15 protein-coding genes are annotated in these 16,805 nt (G+C 67.9%); 6 read left to right on the top strand and 9 right to left on the bottom strand.

Translation table 11 applies throughout. The features are described 5' to 3' along the window. Entirely contained in the window at window positions 1-1,272 is a 1,272-nt protein-coding gene (gene serS, locus CH42_RS07710; RefSeq protein WP_053352619.1) for a serine--tRNA ligase, read from the bottom strand. 58 nt (window positions 1,273-1,330) lie between these two features. Here serS and CH42_RS07715 point away from each other — a divergent pair, with 58 nt between their 5' ends. Continuing rightward, the gene (locus tag CH42_RS07715) at window positions 1,331-2,329 is read left to right on the top strand and encodes a diacylglycerol/lipid kinase family protein (RefSeq protein WP_053352620.1); all 999 of its coding nucleotides are present in this window, start codon (window positions 1,331-1,333) and stop codon (window positions 2,327-2,329) included. A gap of 32 nt (window positions 2,330-2,361) precedes the next feature. Here CH42_RS07715 and pheA read toward each other — a convergent pair whose 3' ends face one another. Next, window positions 2,362-3,321 carry a prephenate dehydratase gene (gene pheA / locus CH42_RS07720; protein ID WP_053352621.1) on the bottom strand — a complete coding sequence of 320 codons (960 nt, stop codon included), beginning with the start codon at window positions 3,319-3,321 and terminating at the stop codon, window positions 2,362-2,364. Between the two features lie 80 nt (window positions 3,322-3,401). Next, on the bottom strand, window positions 3,402-5,057 hold the full coding sequence (locus CH42_RS07725) for a phosphoglucomutase (RefSeq protein ID WP_053352622.1): 1,656 nt from the start codon (window positions 5,055-5,057) through the stop codon (window positions 3,402-3,404). A gap of 92 nt (window positions 5,058-5,149) precedes the next feature. Between CH42_RS07725 and CH42_RS07730 the strand changes: the two genes are divergently transcribed. Then, complete coding sequence (locus CH42_RS07730) at window positions 5,150-5,938, top strand: HAD-IIA family hydrolase (RefSeq protein WP_053352656.1); 789 nt, start codon at window positions 5,150-5,152, stop codon at window positions 5,936-5,938. Window positions 5,939-6,276: 338 nt separating this feature from the next. Next, a complete protein-coding gene (locus CH42_RS07735; protein WP_162231074.1) occupies window positions 6,277-8,784 on the top strand; it encodes a VaFE repeat-containing surface-anchored protein in 2,508 nt (835 codons plus the stop codon). A 150-nt stretch (window positions 8,785-8,934) separates the two neighbouring features. On the opposite strand, the gene CH42_RS07740 is transcribed toward CH42_RS07735, so the two are convergent. The 5 genes from CH42_RS07740 to CH42_RS07760 form a co-directional block, all read right to left on the bottom strand. Next, window positions 8,935-9,765 (bottom strand): nitrilase-related carbon-nitrogen hydrolase, encoded by an 831-nt coding sequence (locus CH42_RS07740; protein ID WP_053352624.1) that lies wholly within the window; start codon window positions 9,763-9,765, stop codon window positions 8,935-8,937. A 4-nt stretch (window positions 9,766-9,769) separates the two neighbouring features. Continuing rightward, on the bottom strand, window positions 9,770-10,006 hold the full coding sequence (locus CH42_RS07745; RefSeq protein ID WP_053352625.1) for a hypothetical protein: 237 nt from the start codon (window positions 10,004-10,006) through the stop codon (window positions 9,770-9,772). Between the two features lie 46 nt (window positions 10,007-10,052). Continuing rightward, window positions 10,053-10,829 carry a sulfite exporter TauE/SafE family protein gene (locus CH42_RS07750; protein WP_053352626.1) on the bottom strand — a complete coding sequence of 259 codons (777 nt, stop codon included), beginning with the start codon at window positions 10,827-10,829 and terminating at the stop codon, window positions 10,053-10,055. A gap of 110 nt (window positions 10,830-10,939) precedes the next feature. Next, a complete protein-coding gene (locus CH42_RS07755) occupies window positions 10,940-12,514 on the bottom strand; it encodes a gamma-glutamyltransferase family protein (RefSeq protein ID WP_082309354.1) in 1,575 nt (524 codons plus the stop codon). After that, window positions 12,511-13,236 (bottom strand): FadR/GntR family transcriptional regulator, encoded by a 726-nt coding sequence (locus tag CH42_RS07760; protein ID WP_053352627.1) that lies wholly within the window; start codon window positions 13,234-13,236, stop codon window positions 12,511-12,513. The genes CH42_RS07755 and CH42_RS07760 overlap by 4 nt, the downstream gene beginning before the upstream one ends. A 237-nt stretch (window positions 13,237-13,473) precedes the next feature. Here CH42_RS07760 and CH42_RS07765 point away from each other — a divergent pair, with 237 nt between their 5' ends. The 3 genes from CH42_RS07765 (at window position 13,474) to CH42_RS07775 (ending at window position 16,085) form a co-directional block, all read left to right on the top strand. Further along, window positions 13,474-14,376 (top strand): ABC transporter substrate-binding protein, encoded by a 903-nt coding sequence (locus CH42_RS07765; RefSeq protein WP_053352628.1) that lies wholly within the window; start codon window positions 13,474-13,476, stop codon window positions 14,374-14,376. A gap of 69 nt (window positions 14,377-14,445) precedes the next feature. Then, window positions 14,446-15,282, top strand: coding sequence for an amino acid ABC transporter permease (locus CH42_RS07770; RefSeq protein ID WP_053352629.1), 837 nt, complete (start codon window positions 14,446-14,448; stop codon window positions 15,280-15,282). Continuing rightward, on the top strand, window positions 15,279-16,085 hold the full coding sequence (locus CH42_RS07775) for an amino acid ABC transporter ATP-binding protein (protein ID WP_053352630.1): 807 nt from the start codon (window positions 15,279-15,281) through the stop codon (window positions 16,083-16,085). The genes CH42_RS07770 and CH42_RS07775 overlap by 4 nt, the downstream gene beginning before the upstream one ends. Window positions 16,086-16,163: 78 nt before the next feature. Here CH42_RS07775 and pyrE read toward each other — a convergent pair whose 3' ends face one another. Beyond that, window positions 16,164-16,718, bottom strand: a complete 555-nt coding sequence (pyrE, locus tag CH42_RS07780) for an orotate phosphoribosyltransferase (protein WP_053352631.1) — start codon at window positions 16,716-16,718, stop codon at window positions 16,164-16,166. Window positions 16,719-16,805 lie beyond the last annotated feature (87 nt).

Here is a 16,805-nt window from a genome sequence, read left to right on the forward strand (position 1 = left end):
TTAGGCTCCTGCGATCGGTGTCAGCACTTCGAGGCCACCGAGGTAGGGGCGCAGCACCTCGGGCACGCGCACACTGCCATCGGCTTGCTGGTGCGTCTCGAGGATCGCCACAATCCACCGCGTCGTCGCGAGCGTTCCGTTCAGCGTTGCCACCGCCGCGGTCTTGCCGCTCTCGGTGCGATACCGCGTCGACAGGCGTCGCGCCTGGTACGTCGTGCAGTTGCTCGTCGAGGTGAGCTCGCGGTACGCATCTTGCGTCGGCACCCACGCCTCGATGTCGAACTTGCGCGCGGCACTCGACCCGAGGTCGCCCGCGGCGACGTCGATGACGCGGTAGTGCAGACCCAGCGACTGCAGCATGTCTTCTTGCCACGCGACCAGGCGATCGTGCTCGGCCTCGGCCTCGGCCGGGTCGGTATAGACAAACATCTCGAGCTTGTTGAACTGGTGCACGCGCAGAATGCCGCGGGTGTCTTTGCCGTGCGACCCGGCCTCGCTGCGGTAACAAGTCGACCAGCCGGCGTAGCGCAGCGGCCCGTCGTTCAGATCGACGATCTCGTCGGAGTGGTACCCCGCGAGCGCGACCTCGCTCGTGCCGGTGAGGAAGAGGTCTTGCGCTGGTAGGTGGTAAACCTCGTCGGCGTGCTCACCGAGAAAGCCGGTGCCCTGCATGATTTCGGGCTTCACGAGCGTCGGCGTGATCAGCGGCGTGAAGCCGTGGTCGAGCGCGCGGTTGAGCGCGTGGTTCATGAGCGCCAGCTCGAGGCGGGCGCCGACGCCGCGCAAGAAGTAGAAGCGGGCGCCCGACACCTTCGCGCCGCGCTCCATGTCGATGGCGCCGAGCAGTTCGCCGAGCTCCAGGTGATCGCGGGGCTCGAAGTCGAACGTCGGCTGCTCGCCCACGGTGCGCAACGTGACGAAGTTCTCTTCGCCGCCGGCCGGCACGCCATCGATAATGAGGTTCTGAATGCTCAGCGCAAGCGTCTCGAACTCTGCCTCGGCGGCTTTCGCCCGCGCGTCGGCGGCCTTCACGGCGGCGGCGAGCTGCTGCGCCTGCGCGATGAGCGCGGGCTTCTCCTCTTTCGAGGCGGCCTTCACCTGCTTGCCGAACTCATTCTGTTCGGCGCGCAGCGACTCGAACTCGCCGAGCGCAGCACGACGACTCGCATCGGCGGCGAGCGCCTGATCTACCACCGCCTCGTCGTTTCCACGAGCGCGCTGCGAGCGCTTGACGGCTTCGGGATCGTTGCGGAGCAGTACTGGATCGATCACGCGCTCCAGCTTACCGGGGCGGAGCCTCGGAACGGCTGGCCGGCACTACGCTGGAGCCATGCCCGACACCCCCGCGCACTACCTGCCCAGTGCCGCCGTCGTGTATCACCCCCTCAAGACCGACCTCGCTGCGCTGCGCGCGGCGGTCGGCCAGTACGAGCAATCGGCCGGCTGGGGAGCAACGCGCTGGTACGAAACCGATGCTGATGATGCGGGCGTGCGCGCGACGCGGCAGGCCGTCGCTGACGGTGCGAACGTGGTGCTCGGCAGCGGTGGCGACGGCACCGTGCGGGCGGTGGCCGAGGCGCTCAGAGGCACGGGGATCCCGCTCGCGATCGTGCCCCAGGGCACGGGCAACTTGCTCGCCCGCAACCTCGGCGCGCCCCTCAACCGCATCGACGACGTGGTGCGCGCCGCCTTTACCGGCCGCAATCGCCCGATCGACCTCGGTATCGCACGCATCGTGCGCGCCGATGAGACGGAGAGCGAACACGTCTTTCTCGTGCTCGCCGGCATGGGTCTCGATGCGCGCGCCATTTCGGCGACGAAGTCGACGCTCAAGAAGCGGGTCGGCTGGTTGGCCTACGTCGACGCCGGGGTGCGCACGATGATCACCGACCGGCCGCTGCAGATTCACTACTCCGTCGATCGGTCGGCGGTGAAGCCCCTGTCGGTCTACACGGTAATGATCGGCAATTGCGGGTTGATGCCCGGCGGCGTGCTACTCATTCCCGACGCCGAACTCGACGACGGCAAACTCGACGTCGTCGCCTTGCGACCCCTCGGGCCGTTCTCATGGCTGCGCATCTGGAACAAGATCGGGTGGGAGAACGGCGTGCTGCGACGATCCCGCGCCGGCCGCAAGATCATCGACCTCGTCAACGACACCCGCAGCGTTTCGTACCTGCGCGCCGAGCGGTATGCGCTCGCGGTGCCGAAACCCGAGCCGATTCAGCTCGACGGCGACGACTTCGGCTACGCACTCACCGTGACCGGTGAGGTCGACCCGGGCGCGCTCGTGGTGCGCGTGCTGCCCGAGTGGCACGTGAGCGCCTAAAGCTTCAGTGGGCGCCGGATCACCCGGCCGATCTACGCTTCGCCGTCGGGGGTACCTTCGATGACGCCGCGCAGCCAATCGCGGGCGTCGCGGAATCGATCGTTGTCGTGCAGGTCACGCACCGTTGCGGTGACGCGGTCGGCGCGCGGGTACGACCCGAGGAAGGTCATCTTGGGGCTGAAGCGCTTCACGCCGAGCAGGGCGTCGGCGACGCGCTCGTCTTTGACGTGCCCCTCGGCGTCGATGACGAAGCGGTAGCGCCCCATGCGGTCGCCGATCGGGCGCGAGGCGAGCAACGTGAGGTTCACGCCGCGCGCTGCGAACTGCTCGAGCAGGTCGAGCAGCGCGCCGGGGCGGTCTTCAGGGAGTTCGACGATGAGTGAGGTCTTGTCGGCACCGGTGGGTTCGGCCACAGGCACGCTGCGACTCACGAGCACGAAGCGTGTCATCGCGTCGGGGTTCTCGGCAATGCCTTCGGCGAGCACGTCGACGTCGTAGTGATCTTCGATGCCCGGGGGTGCGATCGCCGCGTCGATGCCTTTCTCGGGGGCAAAGAGGTCTGCTGCGGCTTGCACGTTCGAGGTGGCGACGAGGTGCCGGTGTGTCGGTCGCGCGTCGTCGAGCCAGGCACGGCACTGCGCGTAGGCGACCGGATGGCCCGATACAACGTTGACGTCTGCGAGCGCGGTGCCGCGACGTGCGACGAGCACGAAGCGCACGGGCACCAGGTATTCGCCGACGATGCGCAGGCCGGGAATGGTGGCCAGGGCGTCTTGAGCCACGGTCACTCCGCCGTCGATCGAGTTCTCGATCGCGATCATCGCCGCGTCGCTCGCACCGGTCACGACGTCGTTGAGCGCTTCGCCGAGATTGTCGACGGGGTGCCAGTGCTGGCCGACGGCTTCGGGGACCTGCTTCAGTGCCGCCTCCGTAAAGGTTCCCGCCGGCCCCAGGTAGGAGTATCGACGGGAAGCGGAGGATTCGTGCGACATGCCCCTGAGCGTACCGGAGGAGCGCTCAGGAGAATGTCGCAATGCCGCCTCCTCAGGAGCGGTACGTCAGCAGCGCAGCGTCAGGAACCGAGTACCCGCGCGACGAGCGCCTGCGCCGCCGCCTGCACCTCTGCGAGGTGCTCGGGGCCGCGGAACGACTCGGCGTAGATCTTCATCACGTCTTCGGTGCCCGAGGGGCGGGCCGCGAACCAGGCGTGATCGGTCTGCACTTTGAGCCCGCCGATCGGCGCGTCGTTGCCGGGCGCGGTGGTGCGAATCGCAGTGATCGGATCACCCGCGAGCTCGGTGTCGGTGACGTCGTCGGGTGAGAGCGCCCCGAGACGCGCCTTCTGCTCGGGCGTCGCGGCGGCGTCGACCCGCGCATACGCGGGTGCGCCGAATCGCTCGGTGAGCTCGCGGTAGCGCTCGGACGGCGACTGGCCGGTGACGGCCTGAATCTCGGCCGCGAGCAGTGCGAGCAGAATGCCGTCTTTGTCGGTGCTCCAGGCGCTGCCGTCGAAGCACAGGAACGAAGCGCCGGCGCTCTCTTCGCCGCCGAACACCACGGAGCCGTCTGAGAGGCCGGGCACGAACCATTTGAAGCCGACGGGCACCTCGGTGAGCGTGCGCCCGTGCGCGGCGACCACCCGATCGATGATGCCCGACGAGACGAGCGTCTTGCCGATGCCTGCCGTCGGCGACCATTGGGGGCGGTGCGCGAGCAGGTAGTCGATGGCCACCGCGAGGTAGTGGTTCGGGTTCATGAGCCCGTCGGAGGTCACGATGCCGTGACGGTCGGCGTCGGCGTCGTTGCCCGTGATGATCGCGTAGGGGCCGCGGTGGGCGTCGACGGTCGACATCACGTGGACCGATGACGGGTCCATGCGAATCTTGCCGTCCCAGTCGAGGTGCATAAACTCCCACTGCGGGTCGACGCCGGGGCCGAGCACGGTGAGGTCGATGCCGAGCCGATCGCGGATCGCCTCCCAGTAGGCGACACTCGCGCCACCGAGCGGGTGCACGGCGAGCGCCACGTCGGATTCACGGATCGCGTCGAGGTCGATGGCTTCGCCGAGCGTATCGACGTACGCCCCGAGGTAGTCGTAGCGTTCGACCCCGTCGACCTCGGCTTCGGTCGCCCGGGCGATCGCCGTGCTGGCCTCGAGCAGCTCGTTCGCACGCGCGGCGATCCACCCCGTCGCGTCGGTGTCGGCGGGCCCGCCGTGCGGTGGGTTGTATTTGAAGCCGCCGTCGCGGGGTGGGTTGTGACTCGGGGTCACGACGATGCCATCGGCGCGGTCGGGGTCGTCAGCCGCGAGATCGCGGTTGTGCCGCAGAATCGCGTGACTGAGGGCCGGAGTCGGCACGAACGCGGCCTCCCCGTCGCCCGCACCGGTCTCGCCTGCTGCGGCGAGCACGCGCACGCCGGCGGCGAGCAGCACCTCGATGGCGGTGTGCTCGGCCGGCGCCGACAGCGCGTGCGTATCGGCGCCGATGAAGAGCGGCCCGGAGATGCCCTGGGCCGCACGGTACTCGGCGATCGCGGCGCTGATGGCGGCGATATGCGCCTCGTTGAACGAGCCCGTGAGCGATGAGCCTCGGTGGCCCGACGTGCCGAACACGACGCGCTGCCAAGCGATCGACGGGTCGGGCGTCACCCCGCTATACGCAGTGAGCAACTCGTCGACGTCAATGAGGTCTTCGGTGCGCGCTGGGGAGCCGGCTCGTTCGTGCATGGTTCCAGTCTGCCAGGCGCCCCCGACATTTCGGCCGAGTGCCTCCTCCCCCCTGAAACCGCATGTTCACACGTGCGGACTACGCTGAGGTCATGACCCAGAACGAACCGCACCCCCGCCGCGCTGAGATCGAATGCTGGCTCACCGACATGGACGGCGTGCTGGTCCATGAGAATCGGGCGATCCCCGGTGCCGCCGAACTCATCACGCACTGGCAGCAGAACGAGATTCCGTATCTCGTGCTCACCAACAACTCGATCTTCACCGCGCGCGACCTCAGTGCGCGTCTGCACGCTTCGGGTATCGCGGTGCCCGAAGATCGCATCTGGACGAGCGCCCTCGCGACCGCGGCGTTTTTGAAGCAGCAGCAGCCCGGCGGCTCGGCGTTCGTCATCGGCGAGGCCGGCATTCTGACCGCACTGCATGACGCGGGGTACGTGATGACCGAGTCGAACCCCGACTTCGTGGTCGTCGGCGAGACCCGCAACTACTCGTTCGAGGCCATCACGAAGGCGATTCGCCTCATCATCGGCGGCGCGCGCTTCATCTCGACGAACCCCGACGCCACCGGCCCGAGCCAGGAGGGGCCGCTGCCCGCGACCGGCGCCATCAACGCGCTCATCACGAAGGCGACGGGTAAGCACCCCTACGTAGTGGGCAAGCCGAACCCGATGATGTTCCGCTCGGCGCTCAACCAGATCGGCGCGCACTCGCACAACACCGGCATGATCGGCGATCGCATGGACACCGATGTGGTCGCCGGTATCGAGGCGGGTCTGCACACGGTGCTCGTCATGACGGGCATTTCGGATCGCGCCGAGATCGAGCGCTTCCCGTTCCGCCCCGACGAGGTCATCGGCTCGGTCGCCGACCTGCTGTAAGCCGCGCCGCGCGTCGGCCCACCGCCGCGCCGCCGCGACTTCACTGCGCTACGACGCACCAGTGGGGTCACTTTGAGAGGGTGTCGGGATCGCCGCACTGTCCAAAAGTGACCCCGCTCGCACAGGGGGCGGGGCTGACCAACGGCAAGGCACCAGGCGCGTCCGCGAGCATAGACGGCGCTATGCAAAAGTATGTCCCCCGCAGAGGGGTCACCCTCTCCCCACCGTTCAAGTTTCGGATTACATTTCTCTCGGGTGGGATCTCGACTGCGCCCACGCGCGCATCCGCGCGCGATACGCACTGGCGCAGTCGCGAGGTCGATTTCGAGGAGGAACACGTGTCAGCTGCACAAGTACGACGGAGCGACAGGCGGGTGTGGCTCGCGCTGCTGGCCGTCGCCGCACTGGTGGTGACCCTGCTCAGCGGAGCGATCGCCGCATCGACCCCCGCCCACGCCGATGCGCCGCCAACCCCGGTCGCCGCACCCTTCGACGCCGGGCTCTGCGAGAACACGACGGGCAACCCCGCGGTCGACGCCGACAACGGCCCGGTCGCGAACCTGCTCAGCGTCTTCGGCGGCCGCCTCGAGACCTACAACGCCGGCGGCGTCGTACCGCTCTACAACAACAACAACGGCCGCAGCGGCTGGTCGAACGGCACCAGTCAGTACGCCGCGAACCCGATCTGCACCGTGCGCTACTCGGCAGCGGCTGAGGGCCCGGTCTCGTCGTGGACGTACTGCACCTACGATCGCGCATCGGCCTGCTCCTGGACGAATGCCGAAGGCTACCTCCAGCGCAACGACACGCTGCTCCCCGGCATGGAGTACGTCGACCCCGATACGCGCCTGACCGACGATCAGAAGAAGCTGCAGGCGTACATCATTCAGAACGACCTGCCCGTGATCGCCGGCCCCAACGGCTCCGGCAGCACGGTCGTCGCTGACACCGTCGCGAACAACGACAGCCCCGCTCAGCGCACCCTGCGCCAAAACCTGGTGCACTGCATCGACAATCCAGAGCGCAGCTCGGCCCTGCAGTTCTGCGCCGACAATATGAGCCCGGCAACACAGGCCCGCATTCTCGAAATCATCGGTTCCACGCCCGAGGCACAGCTCGCCGCCGAAAGCCCCACCTCAACCCTCACCCCGGGCGCCGACGGCACCGTCACAGTCACGACGACCCTCGCGGGCATCCCGCTCACCGTCGACGTGACCGGCGGCACCCTCGAGAGTGTCGACGGCCCGGCAACCCTGAACGGCACCACGCTCACGGTCGACGATGACGCGACGCTTCCGGCGACGCTCACACTGCACGTCACGCGCGCAGACGCGGGCACGGTCTCAGTAGCCGTCAGCGGCGTGCCGCCCGTGATCGAGAACGTGGGCTACGCGCAGACCAGCCGGTTCCCAGGCGACACCCTCTGCCAGATCTTCGCGACGTTCGAGCCCGAGCGCCAGCAGCCGCTCGTCGCCTCGGCTGAGGTGGTGTTCGCCGAAGAGGCGATCCCGAGCATCGGCACGTCGCTGGTCGACGGAGCCGATCAGGATCAACTGCTCCCCTGGAACGGTGGCACCGTCATCGATACCATCACGTACACGGGGCTCACCCCGGGCACCGAGTACACGGTGACGGGCGAGCTGTACAACCAGGCCGACAGCAGCCCGACGGGCATCACCGGCTCGACGACGTTTACTGCGGAGCAGGCGGAGGGCACGGTCGACGTGACCTTCACGATTCCGACCGGGTACTCGGGCACGAAGCTCGTCGCCTTCGAGTGGCTGTACCTCGGCACCAACACCGAGAGCGAGGCGATCGCCGAGCACACCGATATCGAAGACGCGGCGCAGACGGTCACGATCGGCGAGGTGCCGACCACGGCGACGCCGGCGATCGGCACGACGCTGCTCGACTCGGCCGACGGCGACCACGTGCTGCCGTGGAACGGCGGCACCGTCATCGACACGGTCGCCTACGAAAAGCTGACGCCCGGCACGGAGTACACCGTCACCGGTGAGCTGCACGACCAGGCGACGGGCGATGCGACCGGCATTACGGGCTCGACCACCTTCACGCCCACCGAGACGAGCGGATCGGTCGAGGTCACGTTCGTCGTGCCGCAGGGCTACGCCGGCACGAAGCTCGTCGCGTTCGAGTGGCTGTACGTGGGGTCCCCGGTCGACAATGAGGCCTCCGCCGAGCACACCGACATCGAGGATGCGGCGCAGACCGTCACGGTCGAGAACGTGGTGACCGCGAACCCGACCATCGGCACTTCGCTGACCGATGACGCCGACGGCGACCGGGTGCTGCCCGCGACCGGTGGACGCGTCACCGACGTCGTCGCGTACCAGAACCTGACCCCGGGCACCGAGTACACCCTGACCGGTGAGCTCATGGAACAGACCACGGGCGAGGGCACCGGCATCACCGGCTCGGTGACCTTCACCCCGACCGAGGCCAACGGGTCGGTCGAGGTCGCCTTCACGGTTCATTCGGGGCATGCCGGATCGCGTCTCGTCGCGTTCGAGTCGCTGTTCACGGGCACGGACACGTCGGTCGAACCGATCGCCGTGCACCACGACATCGACGACGCCGCGCAGACGGTCACGATCGAGCGCTCGACGACCACGACGCCGACCACGCCCACGACACCGACCACCCCGACGGTGACACCGAAGCCGGGCGCGCCGGTCACGCCCGCCTCGAACACCGGGCTCGCGCGCACCGGTGGCGAGACGGTCGCGCCGATCGCGTTCGCGGGCGGCGCAGCGCTGCTGCTCGGCGCCGCGCTGATCGCGGTGCGTCGCCGCCGCTCTCGCGCTGCTGAGTCAACTGAGATGTAGTCAGCTCACCTGATCACGATCGGGGTAACTTCGGACCAGTGTTTCGGCGTTCTGCGCACGCGACACCCACCCGAAGTTGCCCCGATCGCGTGTTTCGGGGCATCGGGGCGTTCGACACTGAGGTGCGGTCAGGCAGGCCCGCCGCCACCGCTACGCGTCGGGGGCGAGCAGCGCCGCACGCACCTCGGCGAGGTACGGGCTCTGGGCGCGGGCGCGTTCGGCGACTGAGCGATCCACCGTGCCGAAGATCAGGGCCTCGCCGGCCGCGGGCGCCTCGGCGAGGTGCTCGCCCAACGGGTCGGCGATCACGCTGCGCCCGACGTAGGTGAGGTCGCCGTCGGGGCCATGCTGGTTCGCGTACGCGACGTAGACGCCGCTCTCCCAGGCTCGCACCCGAATGAGGTGCTCGTTGACGAAACTGAAGGGCTCCATCTGCGCCGTCGGCACGGCGACGAGATCGGCGCCCGCTCGGGCCGCGGCCCGCACCGTCTCGGGGAACTCGACGTCGAAGCAGATCAGCAGCGCGATGCGCAGACCGCGGAACTCGGCGATCGTGTGGGGCGCGTCGCCGGCGACGAACATGTCGCGGTCGAGGTCGCCAAAGAGTTGGATCTTGCGGTGCTTCGCAAGCACGGTGCCCCGGTCGTCGACGAGCCAGGCCGAGTTCGCGACCGCGACACCGTCAGCGGTGCCAACCTCCGAGGCGATCAGCTCGGGCCCGCCCGCGACGATGCCGATGCGGTGGCGCTCGGCGATCCCGCGCACGCGTTCAAGCGGAGCCGCGTCGGCGAGCCCCCGCATCACCGCAGCGCCGAGGTTGTACCCCGACACGTACATTTCGGAGGTGATGAGCAGTCCGGCCCCCGCGTCTGCGGCGCGCGCCGCTGCCGCGTCGAGGGCGGCGAGGTTCGCGTCGATATCGGCGGGCGCGCTGGCGGCCTGCCAGACGGCGATGGTGAGGGGCTGAGCGGCATCGGTCATGCCGCTATCCAACCACGTCGGCCTGCGTTGCGGGCGGCACCGGAGGGCGCCGTGTCGCTCGGGCGATGAGTGCCGCTCCACCCAACGCGCAGACCCAGGCCAGACCCCACGCGACCAGGCTGAGCTCCTGATGGTCTGCGATCCACGACCGCATCGGGTCGTTGCCTTTCAGCACCATCCACAGCAGAAACAGGGCCACTAGCACGATCCCACTGCTGAGCAAGCCGATCCGTCGCATCATGCCTTCAGCCTAGGGACGATGCGCACCCACCGAAACCGCCGCCGCACTAATTCTTCGAGCGCAGCTTGCGCACGAGCATCTGCACCAGGATGAACACGAGGTACAGCGAGAAGGCGACGTTGCCCCAGAAGGGGTCGATGCCGACGGCGAAGAAGTTGCCGACGGGCACGAACACGCACGCGGCGATGCCGACGATCGCGGCGGCGCGAAGGTCGACGTTCTGCCGGCGGAAGTTGCCGATGGTGCCCGAAATGGAGCCCGGAATCATCATGAGCAGTGAAGTGCCTTTCGCGACGAGGTCGCTCGAGCTGAAGAAGAACATGAGCACGGGCACCACGACCACGCCGCCGCCGACACCCAACAGGCCCGAAAGAATGCCTGTGATGAAACCGGTCACGATGAGCATGATCACGGTCAGCGCCGAGAGCTCGATCTCGTCGCCGCGCTGCGGCACCACGAACCAGAGGCTCACGATCACCACGGCGAGGAAGCCCATGAAGCCCCACTGGATCGCTCCGACCGGCAGCTTCGCGAGCAGGTGACTGCCGACCTGTGCGCCGATAACAATGCCGACCGCAAGACAGGCGCCGGCGATCCAGTCGACGTGCCCCTGCAGCCCGTAGGTCGTCGCACCGACGATGGCGGTGGGCAGGATCGCCGCGACCGACGTGCCCGCCGACAGCTTCTGGGGCATGCCCAGCCAGAGCGCCAGCGCCGGCACGATGATCGTGCCGCCGCCGATACCGAAGAGGCCGGAGAGAATGCCGCCGGCGATGCCGACGAGCAGGAGCGGGAAGATGCCGGGGCGGGCGGTCTGGGTCATGTGCTGCTTTCTCGATCACGCGGTGCTGCGGATGCCGCGAACATTACAGGTATACCGGACGACGACGGTGCGCGGGCATGAATGCCGCATGACGCGGCACGGAGGTGGCTTCAGATCACGATCGCCGACCCGTCTGAGCGAGGGTCGCTCGCCGCGTCGACGGCGCCGTCTGGGCCGATGCGAATGAGGTTCGAGTGACCGAGGTCTTCGGTGTTCGGGGGCACCACCTTGAGCGGAAAGCCTGCAGCCTCGACTGCCGCGTGCACCTCGGCGGTCACGTTCTCTTCGATCGTCGAGCGCACGACACCGTCAATGCCGGGCTCGTCGATGATCCAGCGGGGTGCGTGCGTCGCTTCCTGCGGGGTGGCACCCGCAAAGGATCGCAACAGCAATTGGGTGTGAATCTGGGGCTGCACCGACCCGCCCATCGTCGCCGGCACCCAGGCCAGTTCGTTGCCTCGCAGCACCATCACAGGCATGAGCGTGTGGCGGGGCCGCTTGCCCGGCTCGAACGCGTTCGGGTGCGCGGGGTCGAGCGAGAACGAGGTGCCGCGGTTCTGGAAGAGGATACCCGTGGTCGGCTCGATGATCGCGGCGCCGAACCCGAAGTAGACGGAGTTGATGAGCGAGATCGCCCAGCCATCGGCGCTCACCGCGCTCAGCCCGACCGTGTCACCCGTCGGCTTGCCTTCGCGCACAGGCGGGTGCGCAGGCGCCTCGGCCGCAATAAGCTCGGCACCCGTCGCCCCGCCGAAGCGAGGGTCGGCGAGCGAGGCAGCGCGCACGGCGCTCGCGTCACGGAACGCGCGAGCGAGTGCTCCGGCATCGGCGCCGAGCGGCTCGTCGATGCCCTTGGAGATCTCGCGCAGGGCGCGCAACAGCATGAACCCCGAGCTGTTCGGCGGGCCCGTGAGCACGCGGTGCCCGGCGAACTCGCCCTCGAGCGGTTCGCCCCATTCGGCCGAGTAGTCGGCGACATCGGCGAGCGTGATCGTCGAACCGAGTGCCTGCAGACCGGCGACCCACTGCTGCGCCAACTCGCCCTCGTAGAATTCAGCGGATCCGCCCGCCGCCAGCCGCCTGAGCGTCTCGGCGAGCGCCGGCTGCACGAGCGGTGCGCCCTCGGTCAGCGGAATCCCGTTGTCGAAGAAGATGTCGCGGCACCCGGCGTCGAGCTCGAGCACTTCGCGATCTTCGACGATGCCGGCGGCGACCGAGCGGCCGGTCGGCACCCCCTCTTCGGCGTACCGCGTCGCGGCCTCGAAGTGCTGCGCCCACTCGCGGGTCGCCCCGTACTCGTGCAGCGCGTTCCACCCGCAGACCCCGCCGGGCACGGTGACAGTGTCGATGCCGCGCAGCGGCAGCAGGTCGCCGTAGCGTTCGCGCAGCGTCTCGAGCGTCTGCGCGGCGGGCGACGGCCCGGTCGCGTTCAAGAAGCGCACCTCACCGGCGGGGTTGCGTACGAGGGCGACGAGGTCGCCACCCAGCGCGGTGTTGTTCGGGTACACCACGCACAGGGCCGCAACGGCGGCGAGCGCGGCGTCGATCGCGTTGCCGCCGGCCCGCAGCGCTGCGGCCCCGGCTTCGGTCGCGAGATGGTGCGAGGTCGAGATGGCGCTGCGCGCCGGCAGCACCTGCGGCGCCTCATGCGGCGCGGCTGCTGGTGCGGGTGGGGCATCGGTCATAGGGTCGTCTCCTCGGGCGTCGTTGCGGCGTGAGCGATCTGGGTACTGATGTCGATGACGTGGGCGCGGGCTTCGGCCTCGGCGAGCTCGGCGTCGCCGGCGGCGATCGCCTCGAAGATGCGCCGGTGCGCGACGCTTGAGGCGTTGCGGCGGGCCTTCGTCTGGTAGCGGCTCGCGCGGCTCGGGGCGATCTGCTGGGCGATCTGTTCGTTGATGAGTTCGAGCAGCGGGTTGTGCGCGTACTGCGCGATGGCCTGGTGGAAGGCGCGGTCGAGCTCGGCGTAGCGCTCCTTCGTCACGTCGACCTCCATCGCCTCGACGAGCTCGCGCAACTGGGCGACATCGCGGGCCGTCGCGCGGGCGGCCGTGATGCCGGCGATGGGAGGCTCGACGATGGCGCGCAGCTCCATGATGTCGTGGAGGTCGGGTTTGAGCACCGCCAGCCGGCTCAGGGCACCGTCGCTGACGTCGGCGCGCTCCCCCGGACTCAGCACGATCGTGCCGCGGCCGGGCCGCCGATCGATGAGCCCGCGATTCTCGAGCTCGCGCAGGGCCTCTCGAATCGAGACGCGCGACACCCCGAAGTGCTCGGCGAGGTCGCGCTCGGCGGGCAGCCGCTCACCGGGCTCAAGCTTGCCGTCGAGAATCAGACGTTCGATGTCGACCGACAGGCGGTCGGGCAGCGACAGCGTTGTCGCTCGGCCAATGTCGTTCCAGTCCATGTGCGCCTCCTTCAGTGCTCTCGTGATCGTAGTGGACGCCGCCGACTGTGCGGATTGTGTTGCAGTTGCGTTTCCGATCGGCTTGCCCGTTGACTCGATGGCCAATACCGGGGTATCGTCCCATTCAGTTCATCCGTTGGTCCTACCAACTGCTGATCGAGCATACACCCGGCCCGCCGGGAATGCGCAAGACCTCCGCCCAGAGCCGGGCGGATCCCACTGAACGGAGAAATCATCGTGGCTTTCCCCACCGCACCGCGCACCGCTCCGGTGCTCGCACTCGCCGCAGCCGCAGGCCTCGCTCTGTCGCTGGCCGCGTGCACCGTCACCGCAAACGCTCCCGCAGACAACGCCGGTGGATCCGGCGACTCAGAGAGCAGCGGCGCACCGGTCGCAACCCTCGAAACACCGACCATCATCAAGGCCGGCACCCTCACCATCTGCACCGGCGACAGCGCACCCAACATTTTCTACGACGAGAACAATGAGCTGCAGGGCGTCGAGATCGACATCGCGAACGCGATGGCCGACAAGCTCGGCGTCTCGACGACGCTCGGCGAGTACGCGTTCGCCGGCCTCATCCCCGCCCTGCAGGCGAAGCAGTGCGACGTCATCATGGGGTCGCTCTACATCAAGCCCGAGCGCGAAGAGATCGCGAACTTCGTGCCCTACCTGTACTCGGGTACCGCGGTCGCCGTGAACAAGGAGAACCCCAAGAAGGTCACCGGCTTCGACGACTCGCTCTGCGGCACGAAGGTTGTCGGCATCACCGGCGCGACGGGCGCGGCCTCGGCAGAAGAGAAGTCGGCCGAGTGCGAGGCCGCCGGCAAGCAGCCGCTCACCATCACCCTCGTCGACGAGGCCACGAGCGCCCTGCAGCAGGTACTTGCGAACCAGGCCGACGCGTTCATCGACACGACCGAGATCATGAGCTACTACGAGCAGCAGTCCGATGGCGACCTGGTCACCGTCGGCGATCCGTTCGGCAAGATCCGCATCGGCGCCGCGACGCTCAAAGACAACACCGACCTCAACACGGCGCTCGACGACGCATTCGCGGCGATGGTCGATGACGGCACCTACGCCGACATCCTCGCCGAGTGGGGCGTCGAGAGCAACGACATCACCCAGCCCGAGTAATCCGCAGGCTGTGGGCGGCGCACGACGACGCGTGCCGCCCACAGCCGACCTCACGAAAGACACCACCACATGAAATTCGACTGGGACTACTTCTGGCAGAGCCTGTTCTCGCCGAGCGAGAGCTTTCTGAACGGACTCGGGCTCACCATCATCATCTCGATCGTCGCGATGGCACTCGCGTTGATCCTCGGCCTCATCATCGCCCTCATGGGCCGCAGCCGCTTCGTGCCGCTGCGCGTGCTCGCGAGCCTCTACATCTGGATCATTCGCGGCACCCCGCTGCTCGTGCAACTGGTCATCATCTACACCGGCTTCGCGGCCGCGAACCTCTTCCGCTTCGAAGACCTGTCGCTCGCGTTCCAGTTCGACGCGTTCACCGTCGGCCTCATGGTCAAGGGCGCCGTGCAGGCCGCGATCGTCGCGCTCATGCTCAACGAGAGCGCCTACATCTCGGAGATCGTGCGCGGCGGCCTCGAGTCGATCGAGAAAGGCCAGACTGAAGCGGCGCTGTCGCTCGGCATGACCCCGCTCGGCTCCATGCGGTGGATCATCGTGCCGCAGGCGATCCGCGTCATGGTGCCGCCACTCGGCAACTCGTTCAACGGCCTGATGAAGAGCACCTCGATTCTCTCGATCATCGGCGTCGCCGAAATGTTCCAGGTCAGCAGCTCCATGAGCGCCGCCACGTTCAAGGTCTTCGAGATCTACATCGTCGTCGCCCTGTATTACCTGCTGCTCACGACCGTGTGGACGGTCATTCAGACCTTCATCGAGAACTGGCTCAACGCCAAGGCCGGCCTGCCGAAGGCCGAGTCGATCTGGAAGCGCCTGTTCGGCTTCCGCAGCAAGCGCGACCGGGTCGCCCCGAAGAGCCCCATCGCCGACCTCGAAGGAGCCGCAGCATGAGCGCGACCACCGAGTACACCGCCCCCGTGACCATCGCCGATGGCCCGATCGTGCGCACGGTCGACATCAACAAGTGGTTCGGCGACCGGCACATTCTCACCGACGTGTCGCTCGAGATCGAGCGCGGCGAGGTCGTGGTGCTCGTCGGCCCGTCGGGCGCCGGCAAGACGACCTTTCTACGCACGCTGAACCGCCTCGAACCGGTCGACAGCGGCGAGATCTATGTCAACGGGCAGCGCATCGGCGAGCGCGTGGGCGAGAACGGCAAGACCCGCGAGATCTCAGCGAAGGCGCTCGCTGCGCAGCGATCCGACATCGGCTTCGTCTTTCAGCACTTCAACCTCTTTCCGCACATGACCGTGCTCGAGAACATCTGGCATTCGCCGGTGCGGGTGAAGGGCGAAAAGAAGTCTGAGGCGATCGCGTACGCGCGTGAGCTGTTGGATCGCGTGGGGCTTGCCGACAAAGCCGATGAGCGGCCGCGTTCACTTTCGGGTGGTCAGCAGCAGCGCGTCGCGATTGCCCGATCGCTCGCCATGCGCCCCGCACTCATGCTCTTCGACGAACCGACGAGCGCCCTCGACCCCGAGATGGTGGGCGAGGTGCTACAGGTAATGCAAGATCTCGCGAAGGCCGGCATGACGATGATCATCGTGAGCCACGAGATGGGGTTCACTCGCGAGGTGGCGGATCGCGTGATTGTCATGGACGCGGGCGCCATCATCGAGCAGGGCGACCCCGAGCTCGTCTTCACGAACCCGAGCCACGAGCGTACCCGCCAGTTCCTGTCGAAGGTGCTGTAGCCGGTCTTGCCTCGGAAACGACGACGGCCTCCGATCACCTGCGGGGTCGGAGGCCGTCATCGCGCGTGCGCGGGGTGCTTACTGCGGTGCGAGCCCGAGGTCGTCGAGGCCGATGGCGTAGCGGTATTCGAAGCCGGCTGCCTCGATACGTTCCTTGGCCGGGGCCTGGCGATCCACCACCACCGCCACCGCGGCAATCTCGGCGCCGACCTTCTGCAGCGCTTCGATCGCCTTCAGGGGCGAGCCGCCCGTGGTCGACGTGTCTTCCACGACGACCACGCGCTTGCCCGCGAGATCGGGGCCCTCGACCTGGCGGCCGCGACCGTGATCTTTCGGCTCCTTGCGCACGACGAACGAGTCGTACGCCTTGCCCTGCGCGACGCCCTGGTGCATGATCGCCGAGGCGATCGGATCGGCACCCATCGTGAGCCCGCCCACCGCGACAACCCCATCGATGTCGTCGATCAGGTCGAGCATGACCTGACCGATCAGCGGGGCCGCACGATGGTCGAGGCTCAGCTTGCGCAGGTCGATGTAGTACGTCGCCTTCTTGCCGCTCGTGAGGGTGAAGTCGCCGTGGAAGACGGCCTCGCTCGTGATGAGTTCGATGAGCTGTTCGCGCGCAGTGGTCATGGCGTCGATTCTACTGGCGGGTGCGATGCTGCCGGATCGCCGTGCCGCAGCTGGGGAACGGAACGGGGCCCGCACCGTTCGAGACAT

This window comes from Leucobacter musarum subsp. musarum, assembly GCF_001273845.1.
GTDB lineage: Bacteria > Actinomycetota > Actinomycetes > Actinomycetales > Microbacteriaceae > Leucobacter > Leucobacter musarum.